The sequence below is a fragment of the Tomitella gaofuii genome, assembly GCF_014126825.1.
Lineage (GTDB): Bacteria > Actinomycetota > Actinomycetes > Mycobacteriales > Mycobacteriaceae > Tomitella > Tomitella gaofuii.
Genome location: NZ_CP059900.1, coordinates 1,105,869 through 1,128,752 on the forward strand (window position 1 = coordinate 1,105,869; position 22,884 = coordinate 1,128,752).

The window sequence follows — 22,884 nt, forward strand, 5'->3', positions numbered from 1 at the left end:
ACCCCCGGGGGCGGCGGTGATCCGGGCCTACGCGCCGTCCCCGCCCCCGCCGTCCCCGCCCCCGCCGTCCTCGCGCTGCGCGACGATGCGCTGCAGCGTGTCGGCGACGTACTGCTGCACCGCCGCGCGGTCCAGGCCGAGTGCGCCGAGCGGCCCGTCCGGTTCGTGCTCGAGCAGCGCCAGCAGCAGGTGCTCGGTGCCGATGTAGTCGTGCCCCATGCGCTGGGCGGTGTGGAAGGTGAGCTCCAGTGCCGTCTTCGCGTCGGCGTTGTAGGGGATGAGCGCGGGCACCTCGTCGGAGGCGGGCGGCAGGGCGCGGGTGGCGGCCTCGCGGATCTTCTCCGGGGTGACGTCCTGCTCGGCGAGCGCGTGGAGGGCCAGCGAACCGGGCTCCGTGAGCAGACCCAGGGTCAGGTGGGCGGGGGTGATCCGGTCGTGGGAGCCGGCGCGGGCCTCGTTCTGGGCGGCCACCACCACGTTGCGGGCGCGTGGGGTGAACTTGCTGAAGCCCGCGCTCGCGTCCATCCCGGCGGCCGGCTTGGCGACGAACCGCTTCTGCGCGGCCTGCTTGGTCACCCCCATGCTGGCGCCGATCTCGGTCCACGAGGCGCCCGAACGGCGGGCCTGGTCGACGAAATGCGCGATCAGGTGGTCCGCGATCTCGCTGAGGTGGTCCGCGGCCAGCACCGCGTCGGTGAGCTGCTCGAGGGGGTCGGTATGCGACTGGGCGATGGCCGCGATGAGGTCGTCGAGGCGCACGGTGCCGGCGATGGGGGTTTTGTCGGTGCTCATGCGTCAACAATAGGTTGACGATGTTAGATCGTCAACTGTTGGTTGACGGTGAGGGTGGGGTGGCTCGCGTGTGCCGTGCTCGTGCGGGCGGGGTAGCTCGGGCGGTGTCCATCGCTCGGTATGGATTTCGGTGATTTTCCGCCGGCGGGCACCGAAAAAAGCCCCGCGCGGCGAGGGGTGCGGGCCGGGCGGGGCGTGGGTGACCGCGCCGCCTCTCCGGTGCTTCCGACCTGGGGGTTTGACGGTGCGGGCGTGTCGCGCTTTACTGGAATAGATGTCGAACTGGTGTTCGCATGCGGTGCCTGTGGGCGACGGGTGCGGGTGGTCCGGTTCACCGTCGAAATGACTTGAGTGCGAGATCGCGTCTTCCCCGCGATCCCCGGCCGGGCATGGCCGTGCGGAACGTGGGAGGAGTGTGCGATGACGGGGTTGTCGCCGGCGCAGAGAACGCTAGACGGGGGGTCCGACAAAACCCGGGCCGAGACGATCGCGCATCTGCGCCGTCGCATGGCAGCGGTCCCGTCGCTGGTCGACCGGAGCCGGGACTCTGCCCCGGTCGCGACCCCGCAGCCGGCCCCCGTTCCTGTTTCGGCCCCGGCCCCGGCCCCGAACTCGGACCCGGTGCGCACGACGGTTCCGCGGAACCGCACTCCCGGCCCGGGGCGCTCCGCCGCCCGCGAGCTCCTCGTCGCGCTGCCGGGCCTGGCGGAGGTGCTGCCGGCGGGCGGCGTCACCCGCGGCTCTGTCACCGCGCTCACCGGCTCCCGGTCACTGCTCATCGGGCTGCTGGCCCGGGTCACCGCGGAGGGCGGGTACGCGGCCGTGGTGGGGCACCGGGGACTGGGACTGCTCGCGGCGGTGGAGATGGGCGCGGACCTGGGCCGCATCGCGCTGGTGCCGGATCCGGGGGCCGACCGCGTCGGGGTGGCGGCGGTGCTGCTCGACGGCATGGACCTGGTGGTCCTCGACCTCGGCGGGGCGCGGGTGCCGCCGAGCCGCTCGCGCGCGGTGGTGGCCCGCGCCCGCAGCAAGGGCGCCGCGCTGGTGGTGACCGGCGGCGAGTGGGAGGGCGCCGAGGTGCGCGTCGACGCGCAGGTGAGCGGCTACGAGGGGCTGGGCCGGGGGCACGGCCGGGTGCGGGGGATGGGCCTGACGGTGCGCGCCCGCGGCAGGGCCTTCCCCGCGCGCGGTACCCGGCTGGTGTTGCGCCACCAGCACGGGCTCATGGGCTGGGAGGCGGACGTGGAACCCGTGCGCGCGGCGAGCGCGGGAGCGGGGCGCCGGGGGGCGTGACGCCGGCGGGGTTACGCGAGCGTCAGCGAGCGCACCGGGGTGTCCGCTGTGCAGGTCGGCTCGATGCGTGCCATGAGCTCACGCATAGTCGCATCGTTGGAGATGCCGAGATCGCGGAGCGGGCGTGCTTCCGGTGCTCGCTCGTCGGTATCAGGGCCGGAGATCGCCAGCCAGCACAGGTTGTCGGCAGTGGGCATCGCGAAGTGGACGGTGCCGTGGGTCGGAGTCTGCGCCAATGCCTGGGAGATCGGATCGTCGGGCAGGATCGCACATGCGACGATATCGCCGGTGCTGGAGAGTTGATTGGCGAACGACGTGCACCTGCCGGGCTGTTCGGCGATGCGTTCCCTGAGCCACTGCGCGAAATCGGAGCGGGGCGGCCACTGGGCATCCGGCGTTTTCAGCGTGCGGACATACACGGCCGGTGCCTCGTCGGATGCGGGCACGGCCTGCCACTCGAGAACGGGGATCATCTCGATCGATGCTCCGAGTACGAACTCCGCGGCATCCACGGCCAAGGACTGGGCCTGTGCAAGGGTGTCTGCGCCGCCGACGACGGGCAGATCCAGGCCGTAGTATTGCCAGGTCGGCTCGGCGTCGGTGACGTGGCGGAATGCGACGTGCACCGGGCGAATCTCGCTCACTTCTTCTTCACCGCTTTTCTGGCTTGCTCCCGCGTCAACCCTAGATCGTTGCGGAGGATCTGGCGGACGATGCCACCGGTAACGGTTGCGCCGTCGTGGTAACTGAAGAGGACCTGGTAAGTCCTACCGTCCTGTGTGCGCTCATAGAACTTGTGCGAACCCCGCTGTCTGACTGGTTCTCCGCAAAGTCTACGCAGTATCCGCGTCATCTCCCGGCCTGTGAGGTTCGGAAACCTGTCGTCTTTGCCCACCCCGTACCGCAGCCTCCCCCCTCAAGCGACATTGCAATACTACCCGAGCCGAGCGCGGGACGGTGCCGGTCTGCGCGCCTATGCGAGCCCGCCGGGGTCGGCCGTGGTGGCGGGGCCGGCTGCGTCGTCGTTGAGGTGGCGGAACAGCCGTACCAGACGGCCCTCGAACCGGGCGCGCTCGTCGTCGTCGAAGCACGCGAAGATCGACGCTTCCGCAACGTCCAGTGCCGCGTCGGCGCGCGCGAGCAGCCGGCGCCCCGCCGCGGTGAGCGTGACGATCTGCCGGCGGCGGTCCTTCGGGTCGCGGGCACGCTCGACGGCTCCCGCCCGGTCGAGGTTGTCGAGGTAGGCGATGATGTCGCCCGGATCGAGCACCACGCGGGCCGCCAGCTCCTTCTGGTGGCATGCCCCCCGGCCCTTCAAGGTGCTGAGCAGCGCGTGCTCGTTGGGTAGCAGACCCACCTCCGACAGGCTCTGCACGTACTGCTGCCGCACCCGCAGGGCGGTCTTGACCAGGGTGTATCCGAGGCGGTCGGTCAGTGCGGCGGGGTCGTCTGCGCTCATGGCCTGTTCATTGCGGTGGCGGGAGATCGGTGGCGGGGGTGGTGCGGTCGTGCCGATCGTATCGCCCGCCGGGTGCGGGCGATGAGTGCGGGACCGATGCCGATAAATAGATTAGTTTGCCAATGATTAGGAAACATGCTTATTGTGACGAGGCGCCCGGAGGGGGTGCATCGAGCGGAGGAGTGGGGATGATCCAGGAGCTGTCATACGCGGGGTTCGGTTCGCCGCGGGCCGAGCAGTGGCGCACGTACGGGCCGGGGGTGCTGGGCGCCATGCTCAAGGAGGACGGGCCCGACGGCGCGGTCCGGCTGGCGGTGGACGACGTTGACTACCGGCTGGCGATCCATCCGGCCGGCGCCGACGAGTTCCGCTACGCGGGGTGGGGGATGGCCAACGAGACCGACCTGCGCGCCTATGCCGAACGGCTCGAGGCCCACGGGGTGCGCGTGCAGTGGGGCGATGCCGCGCTGTGCGTCGAGCGGCAGGTGGCCGAGCTCGCGTGGTTCGAGGACCCGTGGGGCCTGCGGCACGAGCTGAGCTGGGGCAAGTGGGCGACGCCGCTGTCGTTCCGGCCGGGGCGGGTGATGCGCGGCGGGTTCGTCACGGGCGGGCAGGGGCTGGGGCATGTGGTGTTCCAGGTGCCCGACCTCGCCGAGGCCGACCGCTTCTACGGCGATGTGCTGGGCTTCCGGCTCTCCGACGTGGTGCGCACCGGGTATGCGACGGTGCGCTTCTACCACGTCAACGGGCGCCATCACTCGCTGGCGCTGGCCGAGTACCCGGGTCATGTGGGTGTGAACCACCTGATGTTGGAGCTGGAGCACATGGACGACCTGGGCCGTGCCGTGGACCTGGTGGAGGCGGGCGGCGCGGAGATCATGCAGACGCTGGGGCGGCACACCAACGACCTGATGACCTCGGCGTACATCAGCACCCCGTCGTCGCTGCAGGTGGAGCTGGGCTACGGCGGCCTGGTGGTGGACGAGCCGGGCTGGGTGGCGCGCACCTACCGGCAGCCGAGCTTCTGGGGGCACCGGTTCTCCGAGGCGGCGCGGCGCCGGCCGCCGGGGATCCTCCGGCCTGTGGCCTGACGGTGGCGGGGCCGGGCGTGCCGCCGGCGGTTTGACGGTTCCGCGGGTGCGCGGTTTACTGGAGCGGGAATCGAATGTGTGTTCGCAACCCTGTCTGCTGTCCTGTCTGTAGTTCTGTTCATGGCTTTGTTCGCGGTGTCGTGTCTTCCCCACGGCCGCCGGCGGCCCGGTGATCGGCGGCGTACGCGCCCGCAGGTCCGGCCGCCCGGAGTGTGGGAGGAGGGTCGCCGTGGCGCGTGCTGCCGGCGGGGCGCGTGGTTCCGGCTCCACGAGGATCCTCGCCCTGTTGTGTCCGGACTGGCCGGCGGCTGCTGCGGCGGCGGACGCGGACCTGCCGCCGTCGGACCCGGTGGCGGTGCTGCACGCGGGCCGCGTGGTGGCGTGCACTGCGGTGGCCCGGTCGCGGGGCGTGCGGCGGGGGCTGCGCAAGCGTGAGGCGCAGGCGCGGTGCCCGGAGCTGCATGTCGCCGACCTGGACGTGGACAAGGATGCCCGGCTGTTCGAGCCGGTGGTGGCCGCGGTGTCGGCGCTGGTGCCGGGGGTGGAGATCCTGCGCCCGGGGCTGATGGTGGTGTCGGCGCACCGGGCCGCCCGGTACTTCGGCGGCGAGCACGCGGTGGCCGAGCCGCTGATTGACGCGGTCGCGGCGGCGGGCGTCGAATGCCAGGTGGGGATCGCCGACGCCTTGGCCACCGCGGTGGTCGCCGCCAAGCGTGGGCGGCATGTGGCGGCAGGGGAGGACCGCCGGTTCCTGGCGCCGCTGCCGGTGTCGGCGCTCACCGACGAGCCGAGCCTGTCCGCACCCGAGCGTGCCGAACTGGTGGACCTGCTGCGGCGCATGGGGATCCGGACGTTGGGCGCCTTCGGGGAGTTGCCGCGGGCGGACGTCGCCTCCCGGTTCGGCGCCGACGCGGTGGTGGCGCACCGGATGGCGTGCGCGGAGTCCGGCCGGCTTCCCGCGCCGCGCGCGGTGCCCGCGGAACTGACGGTGCAGACGCGGTGCGACCCGCCGATCGACCGGGTGGACATGGCCGCGTTCGCGGGGCGGCGCCTGGCGGAGCGGCTGCACACCGCGCTCGCCGCAGCCGGGGTGGCCTGCACGCGCCTCGTGATCCACGCGGCCACCGCGGAGGGCGAGGAGCACGACCGCACGTGGCGCTGCGCCGAGCCGCTCACGCCCGACGCGACGGCCGACCGGGTGCGCTGGCAGATGGACGGCTGGCTCAGCGGCCGGAACGCGGCCCGCCCGTCCGGCCCGATCACGCTGCTGCGCCTGGAGCCGGTGGAGGTGGCCGGGGGGGAGCTGCAGCGGGGGCTGTTCGGCGGCGCGGGCGAGGCGCGGGATCGGGCCCGGCGCGCGGTCTCGCGGGTGCAGGGCCTGCTGGGCGGAGAGGCCGTGCTCTCCGGGGTGCTCTCCGGCGGGCGGGGGCCGGGCGAGCGGGTGGCGCTGCTGACCTGGGGCGAGCAGCCGCTCCCGGCCCGCGACCCGTCCGCGCCGTGGCCGGGGCGGCTGCCGGCGCCGTCGCCGTCGACGCTGCTCGCGGAAGAGGCCGGGCTGCTCGACGCCGCGGGCGATCCCGTGGGGGTGACGGGCCGGGGGCTGTTCACCGCGGCGCCGGCCGTGCTGGTGTGGCGGGGGCGCTCCCGGGAGGTCACCGGCTGGGCGGGGCCGTGGCCGGTGGACGAGCTGTGGTGGGATCCGGGGGCAGGGCTGCGCGCGGCCCGGGCGCAGGTGCTGGCCTCCGGCGCCCCGGCGGTGCTGCTGCTGTGCCGTGGCGGGGAGTGGACGGTGGAGGGGGTGTACGGGTGAGCGGTCAGGCGGGACGACTACCGGTGCGGAGAGTTCGGGCTCCCCTCGCCCCCGGCACGAGCCGGGTCGGAATCCTCACCCGTGACGCTCACCTCTCAGCCGCGCGCCGCCCGCAACGCCCACAGCACCAGCGGCACCTGCAACGGCAACCGCCCGTAGGCCACGGCCTGCTGCCACGCGGGCCGGTTGCGCCGGCGGTAGTCCAGCGCCATCTGGATGTTGCCGGGGAACACCCCGACCAGCAGCGCCGCGGACGCCAGCCCACCGGTCCGGCGCGTGCGCGGGATGGCGACGGCCGCCGCGCACGCCAGCTCGCCCACTCCCGACGCGTACACCCAGTCGCGCCGCGAGGCGACGCCGGTGAGCTGCGGCGGGATCAGCGGCTCGAAGAACCGGGGCCGCGCGAAGTGCAGGGCACCGGCCCCGCCCAGCAGTGCGGCGAGGGCGGGCGCGGCGGCGCGGTCGAGACGGGAGCGGTCGGCCCGGGGGCGGCCCGGCCGGGAGAGGTCCTTGCGGGCACGGGACGGGCGGCGCAGGCGCGGTGCGGAAGGCATGCGGCGATTGTGGCGCAGCGCGCGCCGCGGTGCGAGCCGGCGGCCCGGTCGAGGAGCGGATGTGCGGACGATGTGTGTACATCAGGCGTACAGTCGGGGGTGACTGAGCCGGGGTGGCCTGGAACGGCCGGGAAGAATTATGGAAAGGCGGGGGAGAATTGCAGGGGGGAGAGACGACGGTGCAGGCGATGCAGCACGAGGACAAGAGCGGAGAGGCGGCGGGGCCCGTCGAGGGAAAGCGGGACCGGCGCCTGAGCCTGCGCACCACCGCGCGGCAGTCCGCGCTGATTCAGCAGGCGGCGGCGTCCGCGCACAAGACCGTGAGCGAGTTCGTCCTGGACAGCGCCACCGATCGTGCCGAGGATGTCCTCGCAGGCCGCCGTCATTTCGCGATCGGTGACATCGCATGGCAGGCATTCCACGTGGAGCTCGATCGGCCGGCGGTGCTCAAGCCGCGCCTGCGCGCGTTGCTGCACGAGGATCCGCCGTTCGAGCCGCAGGCGTGACGCGGTATCGCGCACCGCGGCGACTCACCGCCGCAGCGGACATGTCCGGGTTCCGGTCCGGCAGCGGAAGCCTTGATCGGTGGCTGCAGCGCTACGCGCTGGCGAATCAGCAGTCCGGCATGGCGACGACCTTCGTGACCACGCCGGAAGGGTCTCCAGAAGTCGTCGGTTTCTACTCGCTCGTCACCGGCGGCGTGGAGCATGATGCCGCTCCGGCACGCGTGCGCAGGGGCGTTCCGCGCCACCCCGTTCCGGTGATCATTCTGGCCCGGCTGGCCGTGCACACCGAACATCAGGGAACTGGGCTAGGGCGTGGGCTGCTGCGCGATGCCCTCATACGTGTGTCGAATGCCGCCGGCGAGATCGGCGTACGGACCCTGCTGATCCACGCTAAAGACGACGCGGCGCGCAAGTTCTACTGCGCTCAGGCGGAGTTCGATCCCTCCCCGGTCGATCCGCTGCAGCTGTTCCTGCTGATGAGGGACCTTCGCAAGGCCGTGCGGGAAAGATAGGCGCGCACCGGCCCGCGGGTCGTAGGATCGACGGATGGCTGACGGGAATGCTGTGGCGGGTCGTGCTGGCGCCGACGCGAGGAGGCGCACCGGGCGCGCGTTTCTCGGCTGGGCGGCGGTGTACGCGGTGTCGCAGGCCAACATCGCCCGCACGCTCGGCCCGGCCGCGCCCAAGCTGCTGAAGATCCAGACGGCCACCTCCGCCGCCGGGTACCGCGAGGTGCTCGAGTCGATGACGCCGCGCGAGCTGGCCGGCTACCGCGCCCACTACCCGCTCGACATGGTGCACCCCTTCCTCTACGCGATGGCCCTGCGGGCGGGGGCCCGGGCGCTGCACGCGCGACGGCCGCAGCCGGAGCCGATGCGCCGGTTCCTCATGGCGGCGCCGGTGGTGTCGGCGGGGTGCGACTACGTCGAGAACGTCGCCGGCTGGTACCTCATCGACCACGGCGAGCACGTCACCGACGCGGGCACGCGTGCGGTGACGGCGGTGAGCACGCTCAAGTGGGTGCTGGCGCTGGGGGAGCTGGGGCACGTGCTCTCGGGCCTGGCGGTGGCCCGGCTGCGGCGGCACTGACCGTCCGCAACCCCCTAGCCTCGGTTCATGGGTTCCGACGCGCTGGCCGCGGAGTTCGAGGCGCACCGCGCCCATCTGCTCTCGGCCGCCTACCGGCTCACCGGCAGCGTCGCCGACGCCGAGGACGCGGTGCAGGAGGCGTGGCTGCGCCTCGACCGCGCCGGGCCGGCCGACATCGACGACCTGCGCGCCTGGCTGACGACGGTGGTGGGCCGCATCTGCCTCGACCGGCTGCGCTCGGCGGTGGCGCGGCGCGAAACGTACACCGGCCAGTGGTTGCCGGAGCCGATCGTCACGCCCCTGTCCGGCGCGCGCGCCGAGGATCCGCTCGATCAGGTGGTGCGCGACGAGGACAACCGGCTGGCCGCGCTGATCGTGCTCGACACCCTCACCCCCGAGCAGCGGGTGGCGTTCGTGCTGCACGACGGGTTCGGCGTCCCCTTCGGTGAGATCGCGGCGATGCTGGCGGTGACGCCCGCGGCGGCGCGGCAGGCGGCCTCGCGGGCGCGGCGCACGGTGGCCTCGGCGCCGCCCCCGGCGCCGGTCGGCGAGCATGCGGCGGCCGTGCAGGCGCTGGCCGCGGCGGTCGCCTCGGGCGAGGTGGACGCGGTGGTGCGGGTGCTGCATCCGCAGGCGACGTTCGTCGGCGACGCGGGCGGCACGGTTCCTGCTGGGACTGGCGCGGATGTACGGGCCGCACAGGCTGCTGGAGCTCGAGCCGGTGCTGGTGAACGGGCGGCCGGGGCTGCTGCACCGCGGGGCCCCGGCGGATGCGGAGACGGGGCGGCCCGCGATCGCCCGCCGCGTCATCGCCGTCGTCGTCCGCGAGGGGGCCGTGTGGGCCGGCTACGACATGGCGAACCCGGCGAAGCTGCGGGGCGTGCGCTGAGCCTGTGCGCCGCGATCCTGCGACAGAACGTGATCCGCAGGTTTCCTCCCGGTCCGAGCACGGCTTGTGCGGCCCGCCGGCGTGTCAGGGGAACCGGCGCTCGGCTCGGAGATGTGTTCAGTCGTCCAGCAGCCGGCGCAGGCCGATGGCCAGCGAGCGGAGGTCGTTATCGACGATGTCGGCGATCAAGTCCGGACGGACTCGGAAGTACTCATGAGCAACGATATTGCGCAGTCCGATGATGCTGTGCCAGGGCGTCCCGGGAAGTGCCGTACTGAGGTCCTCACGGATGGAATTGGCCGCCTCACCTATGAGCATGAGGTTATGGAGCACTGCGTCGTATGCCATGCGTCCCACTGGGCCCGAGGTCGCGTCCATCGCATCCCTGTAGTCCGAGCACCGCTCGACGGCATCGAGGATGTCTGAGATCCGCTCTCTGCGTGACCGGGTCACAGCGCGACGGACTCGGCCTGCGCGCGAACGGACACCCCGTCGAGCAGCAGTTCGGCCGCAACGACGTCGACACGGGTGCCCAGCAGCAGAGAGAGCTCATCGGCCAGCCCCGCCACCCGCAGCAGTGGGTTTCCTCCGCCGACATCCAGGTCGACGAGCAGGTCGATATCGCTGCCGGGGTGGTCATCACCGCGCGCAACCGACCCGAAGATGCGCGGATTGGTGGCCCGGTACCGCTCCAGCACCGCGAGAATATCGGCCCGGCGACCCTCGAGGATGGTGCGTCGCGCCGACGCATCGCTGACCGTGCTCATACGTCCACGCTACCGACTTTCGCGGGGGCCGGGCCCGATCCGAGCACGGCGTGCGTTGCCGACCGGCGTGTCGGCCCGGCGTGTCGCGGGAGGCGGTGCTCGGATCGGGGGGGGCGGGCGGTCAGGCGTCGTCGGCCCAGGGAACCCGGCATGCGTCGGTGCTGAATCCCTGCTCGTGGATGCCGAGCGCCGAGTTCATGCGGGCCCGCGAGTTCTCCAGTGCGATCTGGTAGGTGAGCTCCACCAGGCCGTCGCGGCCGAAGCGGGTCTCAAGGTCGGCCACCTGCTCGTCGGTGACGGCGGTGGCGACGTCGCCGGTCATAGCGTCGGCGTAGGCGATGGCGGCGCGCTCGTCGTCGGAGTAGAGCGGCGAGGTGGCGTAGTCGGCGATGTGGGCCAGGCGTTCGGTGTCGAGGCCGGCCAGGCGCTGTTCCATGGTGCCGAAGTCGACGCACCAGCTGCAGCCGATGGTCCAGGCGGTGCGGTAGACGGCGATGTCGCGGATGTTCGCGGGCAGCCGCTTGGACGCCTGCTGGGCCAGCATCTCGTGCACGGTGCTGGTGCGAGCGATGCCCGGGTGGTGCAGGGAGACGGAGAGCGGTTCGGGTACCTCCCCGTACATGCGGGCCGCGATGCGGTAGGCGAGCTTGGCGACGGGGCCGGCCTGGGCGGGGGTGACGGCGGGGATGCGTGGCATGCTCGTGCTCCTTGGCGTGGGGCCCTTGTTGTGGGCCGTCTACCTGTGAGACGAGGCGGCGGGACGGAATGTGACCGTCGGGCCTGTGGCACTCCGTGCTCGTGGCGATCCGGGGCCGGCGGGGTCTGCGGACCAGCGAGCCGGCGCGGCTGTACTTCCTGTCGCAGGCACTTCGGCGAGGACGGCAGTATTCTGTTGGATGTGCCGTGCGAAGAGCCGCCGTTGTCGGTGCGGCAGTGCGGAAGCAGGCGCGACACCGTGTGCGGCCGATGATGGTCGCACACGGCGGTCGTCAGGGGCCTGCGCCCCGCCCCCCGGTGGCTGCCAGTATCAGTGGCAGCCACTGGGCGGGTAAGTAGGCGATGGTTATGCGCCCACCTGGGGATGTGAGCCGTCATCCAGGTCGAGTTGCAGGGTCGTGGTCGCCAGTGCAGTGTCGGAATCTGGGCACGACAGTGACCCGCTCTTCGTGGACGTGAACTCCACGCCGGAAGCGTTGACCGCAGCGGCCTTGCCAGTCGCATTGTCGTAGGCGACGGGGCCCACATCGCTCTGGTGAACGGCCAGGGTGCAGGTGCCCGTCGCGTCAGATGCCACCGCGGTGATTCCGCCATCGGGAATCGACAGAGTCCCCTGCGGGCTACCGCCGTTGTAGTCGACGCTGAGTGTGGCGTCATCGTTGACCGTCACCGTGGTGGGCACGGTCCCGTCCAGGTAGCAGTACGAGATGTTGATCGCGTTCTGCTGCAGGGTGATGGTGTCGTCGCCGGCGGCGGTTGGCGTGTTGCCCTCGGCCTCGAACGTGTAGCAGTCGAGGGTGTGCCCGTTGGTGGCGAGATGCAGCGCCGGTGTTGACGTGCCCGTCGCGGTGACGTGTTCCCCTCCGTGCGGTGTGATCGTCGTCGCGGATGCGACGCCCTGCCCTGCGATCGCCAGCCCTGCGGCGGCGGCGATCACGATTGCGCTGCGAGCGCGGAATCTGGCTCTTCGAGGTTGAGCGGGCTGTCAGCATGAGAACTGGTGTGCGGCAGCCCGCTGTCGACGGGTGCAGTGGAATCGTATCCGGCGGCGGGAGTTCTCCGTGTTCCGGAATCCGCACGCAGACCGCTTGACGGCCTTGACCAGCCTGTTGTAGCCCTCGGTGCCGGCGTTGGTGATGCCCGTTTCCAGGAACGCGTTGATCTGCGGCCACCACGTGTCCACCGTGGTCGCGAGCGTGACCAGCTCCGGGAGCTGCGAGTCCGCGCACCAGAGGAAGAACCTGTGCAGCCGGTGACGAACCAGGTGCGGGTCTCCGCCGGCCTCCACGGTCTCCAGCAGCCGGCGCAGCTGCTCTTTCGCGATGTAGGCCATCAGGATCCGGTGCGACGGATCCTCGTCGATCATCGCGTTCCACATTCGCGCAAAGCTCTTGTCCGACAATCGTTCCCGCGCGGTCAGGAGCCGTTTCCTGTTGGCCCACTCGGGGTCGGCCTTCCCGCCGCGGCGGTCCTTGAGTTCCCAGGTGACCTTCCTGCGAACCTGGGTGACCGCGTCGTTGGCGAGCTTGACCAGGTGGAAACGATCGACCACCAGCGTCGCGTTCGGCAGCAGCCCCGGCGTGCGGACCGCCTTGGCGTAGACACCGGCCGGGTCGATCGCGACGTACCAGGCGCCCGCCCGGAATGCCGGGGGCTGGGCCTCGAGCCAGGCGACGACCGCCGCCGCGGTGCGCCCCTCGGTCTGCCCGAGCAGCCCCTGACTGCCGCCGAGATCGACGAACCCGGTGTCCCACGGGTCGACACGCACCCACTTACCCGTCGCTGGGCACCGCTGCCACCGCGGCTTGCCCCGCCGCGTTTCGTCGATGCCCAGCACCCGCACCGGCGCCGGCTCCGTCAAGAGCGCGTCGGCGTGGTCGATGAACGCCTGATGCGCCGTCGGCCAGGACACACCGAACCCGGCGGCGACTTCGGCGACCGACCGTGCGGCGTCGCCGATCGCCGCACCGATCCGGCTGCGCAGTCGGCCGGTGACCCGGGCCCGCGCCGGGATCTGCCCTATCGCCTCGGTGAAGGTTGCACGATCGCAGCCGGTCTCTCGACATCGCCACCGAGACTTGTTCCACCGCACCATAATTCGGTCGTCGCCGTAGGGGAGGTCTTTCGGCCAGGTGACTGCGGCGCCTTTGCGGGAAGTCGACGCCACCCCGCAGTTCGGGCAGACGCGCGCACCGTCGTCGTCGGTGACCACGTCGACGATTCTGGTGCCGTCGTCGAGATGATGAACGTCGATGACCCGCAGCCCCGGTAGCCCGAACAGTGTTGTCGTAGCATCGTCCATGCCCTTGGCCCTCCTGGGATCCGATTGCTTCGCAACAACCAGATTTCAGGAGGCCAGGGGCTTTGGCATGTCAGACACGCCAAACGGCATCAGGCCAGGACAGCCCGCTCAACCTCGAAGAGCCCGGAATCTACTCTCTGGCATGAGAGCTCCTATCATCTTCTGTGGGTTGGTAGCCGCATGTCACGGCTCTAGCGTGGTGCCCTTCCAGGCAGCCACATCCTTTGGGGCGGCGGTGTACACGTCGTGGCTCACGGTGAGCGAGTTGTTTCCGCTCGGGGACGGAGCCTGCGCGCGCGCGTTGACCAGCCCATTGAGGCTTCCGAACAATCCGCAGCCTGTTGCGCCGGGAACCGCGAACTGATTGTCGCCGCCGATGGTGTTGCCGATGTAGCCCCCGGGGATTCCTGCGGGGGCGTCAGGGTACTTATCGGCGACCGACGTCCATTCCTGCTGCGATGTGTCCGTGGTGCGGATTCTGAGGGTGATTGGGTCATCCTCGGATCCGAGATAGCAGTTGTCGCCGAGAAGCGGATTGGAGAGCTTGATGCGCACGGGCAGATCGATCGACAGGGAGAGCAGCGAGTTGCCGTCTGGCGTGACATCAGGCATTCCCACGGGATCCACGGTTGCCTGGACACTCGTCAGGCCAAAGTTTTCTGCTGACGACGTGCCGATAGCTCCGCCGGGCACGGGCAGACTCCGGTAGAACACCCCGTACTTAGTGCCCGGGGCGGGAATGAATTCTGCGTCAGTAGTGGGGAATCCTTGTTCGTTGAGAACAGGCTTTGCGCCGCCACTGATGCGCAAGCTCCCGTCGGGGATGGGGACCGTGAATCCCCCGATCTGCATCGTGCCGCTTCGGACGACGTCCTCGATGCAGGTGCCGAACGCGATCGTCCCAGCCGGTCCGCCCCACGCGGTTGTGGCCGCCGTATCGCAGTTGTCCCAGAACGAGAAAGTCAAGGGGCCGTTCGCATCGGCGCTTGCCACCGACGCGCTCAACCCGCCGCTCCCGGACGATCCGCCCGAGTCGCTGGAGAGTTCCGAGCTGGGTGCCGCGCCGGCGAGTCCGCTGCCGACGAGCGCGACGGACGCGCCCACCGCGGTGGCGGTGCCGAGCACTCGGCGCATGGTCTTGGTCTTCATGGGGTTCCTTTCCCGTGGGGATGGGTGTGTGATGCGGCGCCGCGCACTGCGGCGAGCCGCGGCTTACTCGAACGAACCGGCGGTGAGGTCCTCCACCGACCAGGTTTCGATCTTCCAGAAGTCGGCGGAATCGCTGGTGGAGCCGGCGACGATCGCTTTCAGCAGCGTGCCGATGACGGCGGGCAGGTTACTGCTCATGAACGGGCCTTCCTGAGTGTGGAGGGGTGATGTCCGGGCGATTCCCGAACGGCGAGGTGGGGGTCACGCGTTGGCCAGGCTGCCGTCGGCGAATGTCTGGCTGGCGGTATCGATGTCCCCCAACGCGGCGGACGCCGGATCGACCGAGGCGAACGCCCGCAGAATCCCGATGAAGGGAACCGCGGTGATGGAATTCGCCATCACGTAGAGCAGAGTTTTCGAACCCATGGTTTTCCTTTCGTGCGCAGGGCACGCCGAATAACCGGCGGACCGGTGCGGAATATGTGAATGGGTCGGTCGCGGGTGAAGGTGGCCGCGGCAGTCATCAGGGAAGGCGGTTCAGCCGGGATCTCCGGCGCGGCTACAGGTTGTGAGCCGCATAGCACCCCCAGCGGTTCAATGTGTCGAATCTCACTCCCTACGGCGGGACCCTACTTCGGGGTAGTGACGAAGTCAATCGGTTTGAGGGAAGTCAGGCCGATTTTTTACGAGGCGGTTACGCAGGGTCAGCGGAGGCCTACGGGTTCCCGGTCGCGCGGGTGACGATCCTCCGCCGTGCTGCACGCCCGGCCCGGGTCGGCACCAGCGGATACACGTGGCACGCACCGGCGGCCACCTGCAGGTCCAGTGGTGTCTCGGCGTCCCGACACTTGCGCGCCAGGATGGGCGCGTCCGCGTAGGTGATGTCGAAGGTCCCGTAGTAGGCGTCGATCGGTGGCAGGCCGGCCATGCTGCCGAGGACGGGACTCAGGCGCGGATCGTCGGGATCGGCTCCGCCGGCCCACTCCCGTCCGGCGACGAGCGCCCCCGCCTTGCCCAGCCAGGGGTCGTATACCTCGATGGCGTCGATCTCCGGGTTCCGGCAGGCGATGTCCAGCCACGGCGCGATGAGGGTGAGCGCGCGTGGCAGCGGACGCGCGGAATCCCGGAGTGTCTGGGCAAAGCCCAGGGCTAGCCCGCCGCCGGCGGAATCGCCCATGATCGTCGGCTCGGAGGCGTCGGCGGCCAGGTCCGCATACAGAGCGTCGAGCATCGCGTACGCCTCGGTGAATGTGTGCTGCGGGGCCAGGCCGTACAGCGGCACGTGCACCGTTGCACCGGCCCGGGCGAGCATCCCGATCAGCGTCCAATGCTGCGAGGCGATCTCGTTGACGTACGCGCCGCCGTGCAGATACAGCACGACGGAGTCCGCCGTCCCGGAGCCCGTCGCCCCCGTGCGCGGCGCGACGGTGACGTGTCGGAACCCCTCGACGGCGTGCTCGGCGACCGCGCATCGCCTGCGCAATCGTCGCGGCGGCCCCGCGTCGGCCTTGGGCTGCTGCAGGTGCCGGGCGTAGCGCTCGGCGTCGGAGTAGAGGGTCTTGCGGGTGCGGCGCAGGTAGGCGGCGACGATCGCCGTATCGATGCCCATGGCGCCCTCCGGTCGGTCGTGGTCTGCGCGCAGTCTATGGCGGGGGAATCGTCTGCGGTGGTTGTCGTAGCGCCGCGTTACCGTGCGTGTGTACGGGAGGGGGCTCCATGACGGTGCAGGCGTGGGTGACGGTGATCGTGGGGTGGTCGGGTTCGGCGGCGTGATCGTGACCCTGTGGCAGAAGGATCGTGCCGATCGGCGGGCGGAATTGTGGCGGCGGCTCACGAGGGCGTTCGAGCAGGCAGCGTATGGCGGCGGTCCTGCGGCGGAACTCGGTGTCAAGGCTGTCGGCGTCATCAGCCGTTCGCGCCTTGCCACCCGTGAGGAGGCGGCGTTGGTCGTGGCATTTCTCAGGGCGACGCTTCCGCGCCGGGCGGATAATGAGCGGGGAGCGAGGTGAGTCGAGTGGTGGACGAGAAGCGCGGGCCTGCGGCGTGGAGTCTGGAGACCAGGCGTTTGGCGGCGCAGATCCTGCTGCGCGAAGAGAAGAAGCTGGGGCTGGTCTCCGAAGACTGGGTCCGGCGTATCGCCGCGGGGGAAGAGCTGCGTGAGGCCGAGGCCGTGGCCGGGAGGTCCGGGACGCTGGGCTGATCGGTGCTCGTGCAGGGGGTGCGTCTTGACCTCTGCGGGCGGTCGGCGCTAGATTGGTTGTATCGAAAGAATGTTCTATATCTGCTGAGTGCCGCTGTGCCTTCCCCACGGCGGCGTGCCCCGGGCGTTCGGGGCGGTCGGTCATGCCGGGAAGGGGCTGTCATGGGGTGGGGCGGAGGCTGGAGCAGCGGCCCGCCGAGCTGGTCGGAGATGGAGCGCGTGCTCTCCGGCCGCCCAGCGCCGGAATCGTCGCGGCGGGGCGCGGGTGAGCAGCCCGCGCGCAGGTCCGAGTTTCCCGGCGACGGCAACGACAGCCCCGCCTGGTCCCGCACACGCGCCCCGTACCTGCCACCGGACACGGCACGGCAGAGCACCCGCACCCCTTACGCCGAGCTGCACGCGCACTCCGCGTTCAGCTTCCTCGACGGGGCCAGCCCGCCGGAGGAACTCGTCGAGGAGGCGGCGCGTCTGGGGCTGGAGGCAGTGGCGCTCACCGACCACGACGGGCTCTACGGCGTCGTCCGTTTCGCCGAGGCCGCCGCCGAGCTGGGCGTGCGCACCGTCTTCGGAGCCGAGCTGGGCCTGGACGCGGCGGACGAACGTGCCGGGGCCGACGGCGGACCGGATCCCGACGCCACCCACCTGCTGGTGCTCGCCCGCGGCCAGGAAGGCTACCGGCGCCTGTCCCGCGAGATCGCCGCCGCGCACCTGGCCGGCGGGCAGAAGGGGCGCCCGCACTTCGACCTCGACGCCCTCGCCGGCGCCGCGGGCGGGCACTGGCAGATACTCACCGGTTGCCGCAAAGGCCACGTGCGCAGGGCTCTCGCCTCCAGCCCCGACCCGGACACGGCGCTGGCCGCCGCCGACGCCGCGTTGGGCGGGCTGGCCGAGCGTTTCGGACGCGAACGCGTCACCGTCGAACTCACCCGCAACGGCGGCCCGCGGGACGACGAATTGTGCGAGGCGCTCGCCACGCTGGCCCGCCGCCACCGCCTCGACACCGTCGCCACCACCGCCGCCCACGCCGCCGCACCCCGGCGCCGGCGCCTCGCGATGGCCATGTCCGCGGTCCGCGCGCGCCGCAGCCTGGACGACGCGGCCGGCTGGCTCCCCGCGGTGGGCGGCGCACACCTGCGCTCGGGCGACGAGATGGCCGTGCTGTTCGACCGCTACCCGGATGCGGTGGCCCGGGCGGCGGAGCTGGGGCGCGAGTGCGCCTTCGACCTGCGGCTCATCGCCCCCCGGCTGCCCCCGTTCGACGTGCCCGCAGGGCACACCGAAGCCACCTGGCTGCGCGAGCTGACCCTGCGCGGCGCCGCCCGCCGCTACGGCGGCCCCGCGCGCAACCCGGCGGCGTACCGGCAGATCGAACACGAACTGGCCGTGATCGAGCAGCTCGACTTCCCCGGATACTTCCTGGTGGTGCACGACATCGTCGACTTCTGCCGGCGCAGCGGCATCCTGTGCCAGGGGCGCGGCTCGGCGGCCAACTCCGCGGTGTGCTTCGCGCTGGGCATCACCTCGGTGGACGCGGTGAGCGCGGGGCTGCTGTTCGAGCGGTTCCTCTCGCCCGAGCGCGACGGCCCGCCCGACATCGACGTCGACATCGAATCCGACCGCCGCGAAGAGGCCATCCAATACGTCTACCGCAAGCACGGCCGCGACCACGCGGCCCAGGTGGCCAACGTCATCACCTACCGTCGGCGCTCGGCGGTACGCGACATGGCGCGGGCGCTCGGCTTCTCCCAGGGGCAGCAGGACGCGTGGAGCAAACAGGTGCGCGGATGGGGAAGGCTGTCGCAGGACCAGGGCCTGCGCGCCGATACCGACATCCCCGGCGCAGTGCTGGACCTGGCCGAACAGATCGAGGACTACCCCCGCCACCTGGGCATCCACTCCGGCGGCATGGTCATCTGCGACCGCCCCGTCGCCGACGTGTGCCCCGTCGAATGGGCGCGCATGGAAGGGCGCACCGTGCTGCAGTGGGACAAGGACGACTGCGCCGCGGTGGGCCTGGTCAAGTTCGACCTGCTGGGGCTCGGCATGCTCTCCGCGCTGCATTACGCCATCGACCTGGTGGCCGAGCACAAGGGCGTCCACGTGGACCTGGCGCAGCTGGACCTGGCGGAGGAGGCCGTCTACGCGATGCTCCGGCGGGCCGACTCGGTGGGCGTGTTCCAGGTGGAATCCCGGGCACAGATGGCCACGCTGCCCCGGCTCAAACCCCGCACCTTCTACGACCTGGTGGTGGAGGTGGCGCTCATCCGGCCCGGGCCCATCCAGGGCGGCTCCGTGCACCCGTATATACGGAGGCGTAACGGCGAGGAGGCGGTGACCTACGAGCATCCCGCCATGGAGAACGCGCTGGCCCGCACCCTCGGCATCCCCTTGTTCCAGGAGCAGCTCATGCAGCTGGCCGTGGACGTCGCCGGGTTCACCGCCGCCGAGGCCGACCAACTGCGCCGCGCCATGGGCTCCAAACGCTCGCCGGAGAAGATGGAGCGGCTGCGCGGACGCTTCTACGAGGGCATGCGGCGGCTGCACGACATCACCGGCGACAAGGCCGATCGCATCTTCGAAAAGGTCTGCGCCTTCGCCGATTTCGGCTTTCCCGAGAGCCACTCGCAGTCGTTCGCGGCCATCGTCTACTACTCGGCCTGGTTCAAGCTGCACCACCCGGCCGCCTTCTGCGCCGCGCTGCTGCGGGCCCAGCCGATGGGCTTCTACTCGCCGCAGTCCCTCGTCGCCGACGCCCGTCGGCACGGCGTCGCGGTGCACGGGGTGGACATCAACGCGTCCGGCGTCGAGGCGGGGCTCGAGGACGCGGGGCGGGACGTGCGCCTGGGGCTCGGAGCCGTGCGCGGGCTGGGGGAGAACAAGGCCGAGGAGATCGTGGCGGCCCGGCCGGACGGCGGGTTCGCGTCGATGACCGACCTCACCGGGCGGGTGGAACTGTCCACGGCGCAGGTGGAGGCGCTGGCCACCGCGGGGGCGTTCGGGTGCCTGGGACTGGGGCGCCGCGACGCGCTGTGGTCGGCGGGCGCGGCCGCGGCGGAACGGCCCGGGCGGCTCCCCGGCTTGGGCACCGTGGCGGTGGCGCCCTCGCTGCCCGGCATGAGCCGGCTCGAACTCGCCGCCTCCGACGTGTGGGCCACCGGCATCTCACCCGACAGCTACCCCACGGAGTTCATCCGCACGTGGCTGGACGAGCGCGGCGTGGTGCCGGCATCGGGGCTGCTCACGGTGCCCGACGGCGACCGGGTGCTGGTGGGCGGGGCCGTCACCCACCGCCAACGGCCCGCCACCGCGGGCGGCGTCACCTTCCTCAACCTCGAGGACGAGACCGGCATGGTCAACGTGGTCTGCTCGGCGGGGCTGTGGGCGCGGCACCGCCGGCTCGCCGTCACCGCGACGGCCCTGGTGGTGCGGGGCACGGTGCAGAACGCCTCCGGCGCGGTGACGGTGGTGGCCGACCGGCTCGAACCGCTGGACCTGCGGATCGCCGCGCGGTCACGCGACTTCCGGTAGGGGTGCGGGGACAGTCTTGCGCATTCCGAGCGCCGTTTCCACCGGATCGGCCGGGAACAGGCGCTCGGGCGGTGCAGGAGGCGCTCGGACCGTGCCAGGCCGGTTGCGGCGCCCGCCCGTCAGTGCACCCAGGGGGCGAACGGCGCCTGGTAGAAGCACGGCACCGGCTGCGCGTGCGCGGGGTCGAGGGCGTTGAGGACGAACAGCCACGACCGCTCGTTGTAGAGGGTGGAGATGTGCTCCGAGTGGTCCGCGGCGCACGCGTCCTGCAACAGGATGTTCGTGACATCACCGCCGCGGTAGAACTGCTGGTCATACGGGGTCACCACCTCGTCGTACCGGGTGATGATGCTGTAGACGTGCACCCCGTCGATGCCCGTGGGCCGCCCGGACGGGTACACCTGCCGCATCAGCGGCGAGCCCACCGCCTGCTGGGTGAGTGCGGGTGTCGCCTGCGCCAGGCTGCCGTACACCGCCGGGCCCAGCAGCGGGATCAGCGACCGCAGATACACCACCTCGCTCATCGTCGTGCCAGTGGACGGCGAGATCCCCACCTTGGTGTGCACCTTCGCGGCGCCGCCGAGTTGCGTGAGGTAGTAGTCCGGCAGGATGCCGCCGCCCTGCGAATGCCCCACCAGGTCCACCTGCTCGGCGCCGGTGGCGGCCAGTACGCGGTCGACGGTGTCCGACAACGTCCGCGCCGAGGTCGGGATGTCGGCCAGCCCCTGGATCGGGATCTCCGAAATCCACTCGGGGTTGCCGTAATTGAAGGTGAACACGCAGTAGCCCGCGTTCTTCAGCAGCGGCGCGCCCGCCTGCCACGCGAGCGCCTGATTGGTGCCGGTGGGATTGACCAGCACCACGGGGTGGGGATGCGCGGCGGACGGGCGGCAGTTCCAGTCGTTCGCACCTGGCGGCGGGGTCTCGGGGAAGACGCCGGCGCGCACGCCGGCCGAGATGTCGAACGGCACCGGCAGCGGGCCATCCGTCGGGCTCTGCGCCGCGGCGGGGGAGGCGGTGCCGAGTGACAGCGCCAGTACCAGCGTCAAGGCCAGGGACAGCGCCAGGCCGAAGGCCAGGGCCGCTCTCGTGCCGGCCGCCCGTGCCGTCAACCGTGCTTGCGCCATGTGCTGCTCCCCGCCCCTCGATAGCTGTATCCCGGAGTCTCGCAGACGGGTGTCCATTGCGCGTGCGTTTCGGGGAGAGCACTGCGGTCCGGGGCGCCTTCTGTTGATATCGAGCACCGTTTCCACCGGGCCGGCCGGGAACAGGCGCTCGGGCGGTGCAGGAAGTGCTCGGACCGGGCGGGCCGGACCCTCCGAGGGCCGGGCGCCGGCCCCGACGTCAGTACCGCGACCCCGCCAGCGCCCCGCGCACACCGGGGCAGGCCACGCGCTGCACGAACGGCGAGTCCGCCGCCCGCCCCGCCCCGGCCGGATCCAGCGTGAGCTCCACGGAGTCGGCCAGCCGGTAGGGCCTGCTCAGCACGATGCCGCCGAGCACCCGCCGCAATCGCGAGACTTCCGCGCGCACGGTGACGAGGTGCTCGGCGTCGCCGAAGAGATCGCGGCTCAACTGTGCGGCGCCCATGCCGTCCGGCCTGCGGGCGTAGAGCAGCAGAAGGATTTCGGCGTGCCGCGCGGTGAGCACCGCGGCACCGGCATCGGCCCGGCCGCCGCCGGAGACCGTGGGCTCGGCCGTGAGAGTCACCGTGAGGGCGATCCGCGCGGAACTCCCCGTCGGGCGGATCAGCCAGCCGCCCGCCACCTGCTCGGCCCCGCACATTCCCATGCCCGGCACCTGCATCGGCTTGTCGGGGTGGGGGACCGGCACCCTTCCGCCGATGACGACGCCGTCCGACTGCGCTACCCAGCCTTCCGTGTCTACCAGCAAGGCGGGCCCGGACCTGCCGGCGAGCGCGGCGGCGGCCGACGACCGCAGCTGCTCCAGCCGCTGCTCGTGGTGGCGCCACAGCTGGGACTCGGCCATGCGCACCGCCGTCTCCACCAGTGCCACCACGGTGGGATGCAGTGTCATCGCGGGGCCGGACACGTCGACCACCCCCAGCAGCCGGCCGGTGCGCGGGTCGTGGATGGGGGAGGCGGTGCAGTACCAGGGGTGCTGGGACTGCTCGAAGTGCTCGGCGGAGAACAACTGCACGGGTGCGGCCTCGGTGAGGGCGGTGCCGATGGCGTTGGTGCCCACCCGCTGCTCGGTCCATTCGGCGCCCTCGGCGAAGCCCAGCCGGTCGGCGTGCCGGCGCACCGTGGCCGAGCCTGAGCGCCAGAGGATCACGCCGTCCGCGTCGGCCACCACCAGCAGCATGTGCGACGCGTCCGCGATGGCCTCGATCACCTGGCGCAGCTCGCCGATGACGTACCGCAACGCGCTGGCGCCCCGCCGCCTTTCGAGCTCGGACGGGTCGGCCAGTAGTCGGTGTGCGGCGGAGTCGGCGGTGCGGCCGGCCTCGAGCATCCTCGACCAGGAGCGGGCGACGACGGCGCGCGGCGCGTCGGAGGGAGCCGCCCCGCTGAGGACGGCGTCATGCACCCGGGCCAGCCGGTGCGCGTACCGGGGCAGGTCGGTGCCGGGCTGCACCGCGCTGAAACCGCCCATGCCCATCATCCCGTCGCCGCGCCGAGCCTGCACAAGAGAAGCCTGTGCCTGCAAACCCCGTGTCCTGGACCACAGTCATATGCGATTGTCCGGCGCGGGGCGATCCTCGTGCAACCCCGTGC

At 71.4% G+C, this 22,884-nt stretch carries 25 protein-coding genes and 1 pseudogene; 10 read left to right on the forward strand and 16 right to left on the reverse strand.

Going from position 1 to position 22,884, the window contains the following annotated elements; all coding sequences use genetic code 11:
- Nucleotides 1-27: 27 nt before the first annotated feature.
- The gene (locus tag H4F70_RS05000) at nucleotides 28-792 is read right to left on the reverse strand and encodes a Clp protease N-terminal domain-containing protein (protein WP_182359234.1); all 765 of its coding nucleotides are present in this window, start codon (nucleotides 790-792) and stop codon (nucleotides 28-30) included.
- A 621-nt stretch (nucleotides 793-1,413) separates the two neighbouring features.
- Here H4F70_RS05000 and H4F70_RS05005 point away from each other — a divergent pair.
- Complete coding sequence (locus H4F70_RS05005) at nucleotides 1,414-2,085, forward strand: hypothetical protein (RefSeq protein ID WP_182359235.1); 672 nt, start codon at nucleotides 1,414-1,416, stop codon at nucleotides 2,083-2,085.
- An 11-nt stretch (nucleotides 2,086-2,096) separates the two neighbouring features.
- On the opposite strand, the gene H4F70_RS05010 is transcribed toward H4F70_RS05005, so the two are convergent.
- The 3 genes from H4F70_RS05010 to H4F70_RS05020 form a co-directional block, all read right to left on the reverse strand.
- On the reverse strand, nucleotides 2,097-2,729 hold the full coding sequence (locus H4F70_RS05010; protein ID WP_182359236.1) for a hypothetical protein: 633 nt from the start codon (nucleotides 2,727-2,729) through the stop codon (nucleotides 2,097-2,099).
- Complete coding sequence (locus H4F70_RS21070; protein ID WP_372497563.1) at nucleotides 2,726-2,938, reverse strand: type II toxin-antitoxin system HicA family toxin; 213 nt, start codon at nucleotides 2,936-2,938, stop codon at nucleotides 2,726-2,728. The genes H4F70_RS05010 and H4F70_RS21070 overlap by 4 nt, the downstream gene beginning before the upstream one ends.
- 120 nt (nucleotides 2,939-3,058) lie before the next feature.
- The gene (locus tag H4F70_RS05020; protein WP_182359238.1) at nucleotides 3,059-3,544 is read right to left on the reverse strand and encodes a MarR family winged helix-turn-helix transcriptional regulator; all 486 of its coding nucleotides are present in this window, start codon (nucleotides 3,542-3,544) and stop codon (nucleotides 3,059-3,061) included.
- 188 nt (nucleotides 3,545-3,732) lie between these two features.
- On the opposite strand from H4F70_RS05020, the gene H4F70_RS05025 reads away from it, so the two are divergent.
- Both H4F70_RS05025 and H4F70_RS05030 read left to right on the forward strand, forming a co-directional pair.
- Nucleotides 3,733-4,635: a VOC family protein gene (locus H4F70_RS05025; RefSeq protein WP_182359239.1), complete on the forward strand. Its 903-nt coding sequence runs from the start codon at nucleotides 3,733-3,735 to the stop codon at nucleotides 4,633-4,635.
- 229 nt (nucleotides 4,636-4,864) lie between these two features.
- Nucleotides 4,865-6,445: a DNA polymerase Y family protein gene (locus H4F70_RS05030; protein ID WP_235681343.1), complete on the forward strand. Its 1,581-nt coding sequence runs from the start codon at nucleotides 4,865-4,867 to the stop codon at nucleotides 6,443-6,445.
- 95 nt (nucleotides 6,446-6,540) lie between these two features.
- Here H4F70_RS05030 and H4F70_RS05035 read toward each other — a convergent pair whose 3' ends face one another.
- Nucleotides 6,541-6,999, reverse strand: a complete 459-nt coding sequence (locus H4F70_RS05035) for a DoxX family protein (RefSeq protein WP_235681344.1) — start codon at nucleotides 6,997-6,999, stop codon at nucleotides 6,541-6,543.
- 113 nt (nucleotides 7,000-7,112) lie between these two features.
- On the opposite strand from H4F70_RS05035, the gene H4F70_RS05040 reads away from it, so the two are divergent.
- From H4F70_RS05040 to sigJ, 4 genes and pseudogenes are all read left to right on the forward strand, one after another.
- A complete protein-coding gene (locus H4F70_RS05040; RefSeq protein WP_182359240.1) occupies nucleotides 7,113-7,505 on the forward strand; it encodes a type II toxin-antitoxin system TacA family antitoxin in 393 nt (130 codons plus the stop codon).
- Complete coding sequence (locus tag H4F70_RS05045) at nucleotides 7,502-8,017, forward strand: GNAT family N-acetyltransferase (RefSeq protein WP_220471770.1); 516 nt, start codon at nucleotides 7,502-7,504, stop codon at nucleotides 8,015-8,017. Before H4F70_RS05040 ends, H4F70_RS05045 begins: the two co-directional genes overlap by 4 nt.
- A 34-nt stretch (nucleotides 8,018-8,051) precedes the next feature.
- Nucleotides 8,052-8,594, forward strand: a complete 543-nt coding sequence (locus H4F70_RS05050) for a hypothetical protein (protein WP_235681345.1) — start codon at nucleotides 8,052-8,054, stop codon at nucleotides 8,592-8,594.
- A gap of 27 nt (nucleotides 8,595-8,621) precedes the next feature.
- Nucleotides 8,622-9,483, forward strand: a pseudogene (gene sigJ, locus H4F70_RS05055) (RNA polymerase sigma factor SigJ).
- Nucleotides 9,484-9,600: 117 nt separating this feature from the next.
- On the opposite strand, the gene H4F70_RS05060 reads toward sigJ, so the two are convergent.
- The 9 genes from H4F70_RS05060 to H4F70_RS05095 form a co-directional block, all read right to left on the reverse strand.
- Nucleotides 9,601-9,861 (reverse strand): HepT-like ribonuclease domain-containing protein, encoded by a 261-nt coding sequence (locus tag H4F70_RS05060; RefSeq protein WP_372497558.1) that lies wholly within the window; start codon nucleotides 9,859-9,861, stop codon nucleotides 9,601-9,603.
- A 71-nt stretch (nucleotides 9,862-9,932) separates the two neighbouring features.
- Nucleotides 9,933-10,250, reverse strand: coding sequence for a nucleotidyltransferase family protein (locus H4F70_RS05065; RefSeq protein ID WP_182359243.1), 318 nt, complete (start codon nucleotides 10,248-10,250; stop codon nucleotides 9,933-9,935).
- 121 nt (nucleotides 10,251-10,371) lie between these two features.
- Nucleotides 10,372-10,947: a carboxymuconolactone decarboxylase family protein gene (locus H4F70_RS05070; RefSeq protein WP_182359244.1), complete on the reverse strand. Its 576-nt coding sequence runs from the start codon at nucleotides 10,945-10,947 to the stop codon at nucleotides 10,372-10,374.
- Between the two features lie 366 nt (nucleotides 10,948-11,313).
- Nucleotides 11,314-11,904, reverse strand: a complete 591-nt coding sequence (locus H4F70_RS05075; protein WP_182359245.1) for a hypothetical protein — start codon at nucleotides 11,902-11,904, stop codon at nucleotides 11,314-11,316.
- Between the two features lie 48 nt (nucleotides 11,905-11,952).
- A complete protein-coding gene (locus H4F70_RS05080; protein WP_182359246.1) occupies nucleotides 11,953-13,269 on the reverse strand; it encodes an ISL3 family transposase in 1,317 nt (438 codons plus the stop codon).
- 183 nt (nucleotides 13,270-13,452) lie between these two features.
- Nucleotides 13,453-14,418: a hypothetical protein gene (locus tag H4F70_RS05085; protein WP_182359247.1), complete on the reverse strand. Its 966-nt coding sequence runs from the start codon at nucleotides 14,416-14,418 to the stop codon at nucleotides 13,453-13,455.
- Nucleotides 14,419-14,481: 63 nt separating this feature from the next.
- Nucleotides 14,482-14,616: a hypothetical protein gene (locus H4F70_RS20780; RefSeq protein WP_268968191.1), complete on the reverse strand. Its 135-nt coding sequence runs from the start codon at nucleotides 14,614-14,616 to the stop codon at nucleotides 14,482-14,484.
- Between the two features lie 63 nt (nucleotides 14,617-14,679).
- Nucleotides 14,680-14,844: a hypothetical protein gene (locus H4F70_RS05090; RefSeq protein WP_182359248.1), complete on the reverse strand. Its 165-nt coding sequence runs from the start codon at nucleotides 14,842-14,844 to the stop codon at nucleotides 14,680-14,682.
- Nucleotides 14,845-15,133: 289 nt separating this feature from the next.
- Entirely contained in the window at nucleotides 15,134-16,027 is an 894-nt protein-coding gene (locus H4F70_RS05095) for an alpha/beta hydrolase fold domain-containing protein (RefSeq protein ID WP_182359249.1), read from the reverse strand.
- A 121-nt stretch (nucleotides 16,028-16,148) separates the two neighbouring features.
- Here H4F70_RS05095 and H4F70_RS05100 point away from each other — a divergent pair, with 121 nt between their 5' ends.
- From H4F70_RS05100 to H4F70_RS05110, 3 genes are all read left to right on the forward strand, one after another.
- Entirely contained in the window at nucleotides 16,149-16,427 is a 279-nt protein-coding gene (locus tag H4F70_RS05100) for a DUF4129 domain-containing protein (protein ID WP_182359250.1), read from the forward strand.
- Between the two features lie 5 nt (nucleotides 16,428-16,432).
- The gene (locus tag H4F70_RS05105; RefSeq protein ID WP_182359251.1) at nucleotides 16,433-16,618 is read left to right on the forward strand and encodes a hypothetical protein; all 186 of its coding nucleotides are present in this window, start codon (nucleotides 16,433-16,435) and stop codon (nucleotides 16,616-16,618) included.
- A 162-nt stretch (nucleotides 16,619-16,780) separates the two neighbouring features.
- Nucleotides 16,781-20,146 (forward strand): error-prone DNA polymerase, encoded by a 3,366-nt coding sequence (locus H4F70_RS05110; protein WP_182359252.1) that lies wholly within the window; start codon nucleotides 16,781-16,783, stop codon nucleotides 20,144-20,146.
- Between the two features lie 119 nt (nucleotides 20,147-20,265).
- Here the strand turns inward: H4F70_RS05110 and H4F70_RS05115 are convergent, their stop codons facing one another.
- Both H4F70_RS05115 and H4F70_RS05120 read right to left on the reverse strand, forming a co-directional pair.
- Nucleotides 20,266-21,273: an esterase/lipase family protein gene (locus H4F70_RS05115; protein ID WP_182359253.1), complete on the reverse strand. Its 1,008-nt coding sequence runs from the start codon at nucleotides 21,271-21,273 to the stop codon at nucleotides 20,266-20,268.
- 217 nt (nucleotides 21,274-21,490) lie between these two features.
- Nucleotides 21,491-22,762 (reverse strand): GAF domain-containing protein, encoded by a 1,272-nt coding sequence (locus tag H4F70_RS05120; RefSeq protein WP_182360192.1) that lies wholly within the window; start codon nucleotides 22,760-22,762, stop codon nucleotides 21,491-21,493.
- Nucleotides 22,763-22,884 lie beyond the last annotated feature (122 nt).

What these genes read in the sequence shown, in the direction of transcription:
- H4F70_RS05090 (WP_182359248.1), bottom strand. Translation starts at nt 14,844, where the DNA reads ATGGGTTCGAAAACTCTGCTCTACGTGATGGCGAATTCCATCACCGCG.
- H4F70_RS21070 (WP_372497563.1), bottom strand. Translation starts at nt 2,938, where the DNA reads ATGACGCGGATACTGCGTAGACTTTGCGGAGAACCAGTCAGACAGCGG.
- H4F70_RS05110 (WP_182359252.1), top strand. Translation starts at nt 16,781, where the DNA reads ATGGGGTGGGGCGGAGGCTGGAGCAGCGGCCCGCCGAGCTGGTCGGAG.
- H4F70_RS05025 (WP_182359239.1), top strand. Translation starts at nt 3,733, where the DNA reads ATGATCCAGGAGCTGTCATACGCGGGGTTCGGTTCGCCGCGGGCCGAG.
- H4F70_RS05080 (WP_182359246.1), bottom strand. Translation starts at nt 13,269, where the DNA reads ATGGACGATGCTACGACAACACTGTTCGGGCTACCGGGGCTGCGGGTC.
- H4F70_RS05085 (WP_182359247.1), bottom strand. Translation starts at nt 14,418, where the DNA reads ATGAAGACCAAGACCATGCGCCGAGTGCTCGGCACCGCCACCGCGGTG.
- H4F70_RS05035 (WP_235681344.1), bottom strand. Translation starts at nt 6,999, where the DNA reads ATGCCTTCCGCACCGCGCCTGCGCCGCCCGTCCCGTGCCCGCAAGGAC.
- H4F70_RS05020 (WP_182359238.1), bottom strand. Translation starts at nt 3,544, where the DNA reads ATGAGCGCAGACGACCCCGCCGCACTGACCGACCGCCTCGGATACACC.
- H4F70_RS05120 (WP_182360192.1), bottom strand. Translation starts at nt 22,762, where the DNA reads ATGGGCGGTTTCAGCGCGGTGCAGCCCGGCACCGACCTGCCCCGGTAC.
- H4F70_RS05060 (WP_372497558.1), bottom strand. Translation starts at nt 9,861, where the DNA reads ATGGACGCGACCTCGGGCCCAGTGGGACGCATGGCATACGACGCAGTG.
- H4F70_RS05000 (WP_182359234.1), bottom strand. Translation starts at nt 792, where the DNA reads ATGAGCACCGACAAAACCCCCATCGCCGGCACCGTGCGCCTCGACGAC.
- H4F70_RS05065 (WP_182359243.1), bottom strand. Translation starts at nt 10,250, where the DNA reads ATGAGCACGGTCAGCGATGCGTCGGCGCGACGCACCATCCTCGAGGGT.
- H4F70_RS20780 (WP_268968191.1), bottom strand. Translation starts at nt 14,616, where the DNA reads ATGAGCAGTAACCTGCCCGCCGTCATCGGCACGCTGCTGAAAGCGATC.
- H4F70_RS05095 (WP_182359249.1), bottom strand. Translation starts at nt 16,027, where the DNA reads ATGGGCATCGATACGGCGATCGTCGCCGCCTACCTGCGCCGCACCCGC.
- H4F70_RS05070 (WP_182359244.1), bottom strand. Translation starts at nt 10,947, where the DNA reads ATGCCACGCATCCCCGCCGTCACCCCCGCCCAGGCCGGCCCCGTCGCC.
- H4F70_RS05115 (WP_182359253.1), bottom strand. Translation starts at nt 21,273, where the DNA reads ATGGCGCAAGCACGGTTGACGGCACGGGCGGCCGGCACGAGAGCGGCC.
- H4F70_RS05050 (WP_235681345.1), top strand. Translation starts at nt 8,052, where the DNA reads ATGGCTGACGGGAATGCTGTGGCGGGTCGTGCTGGCGCCGACGCGAGG.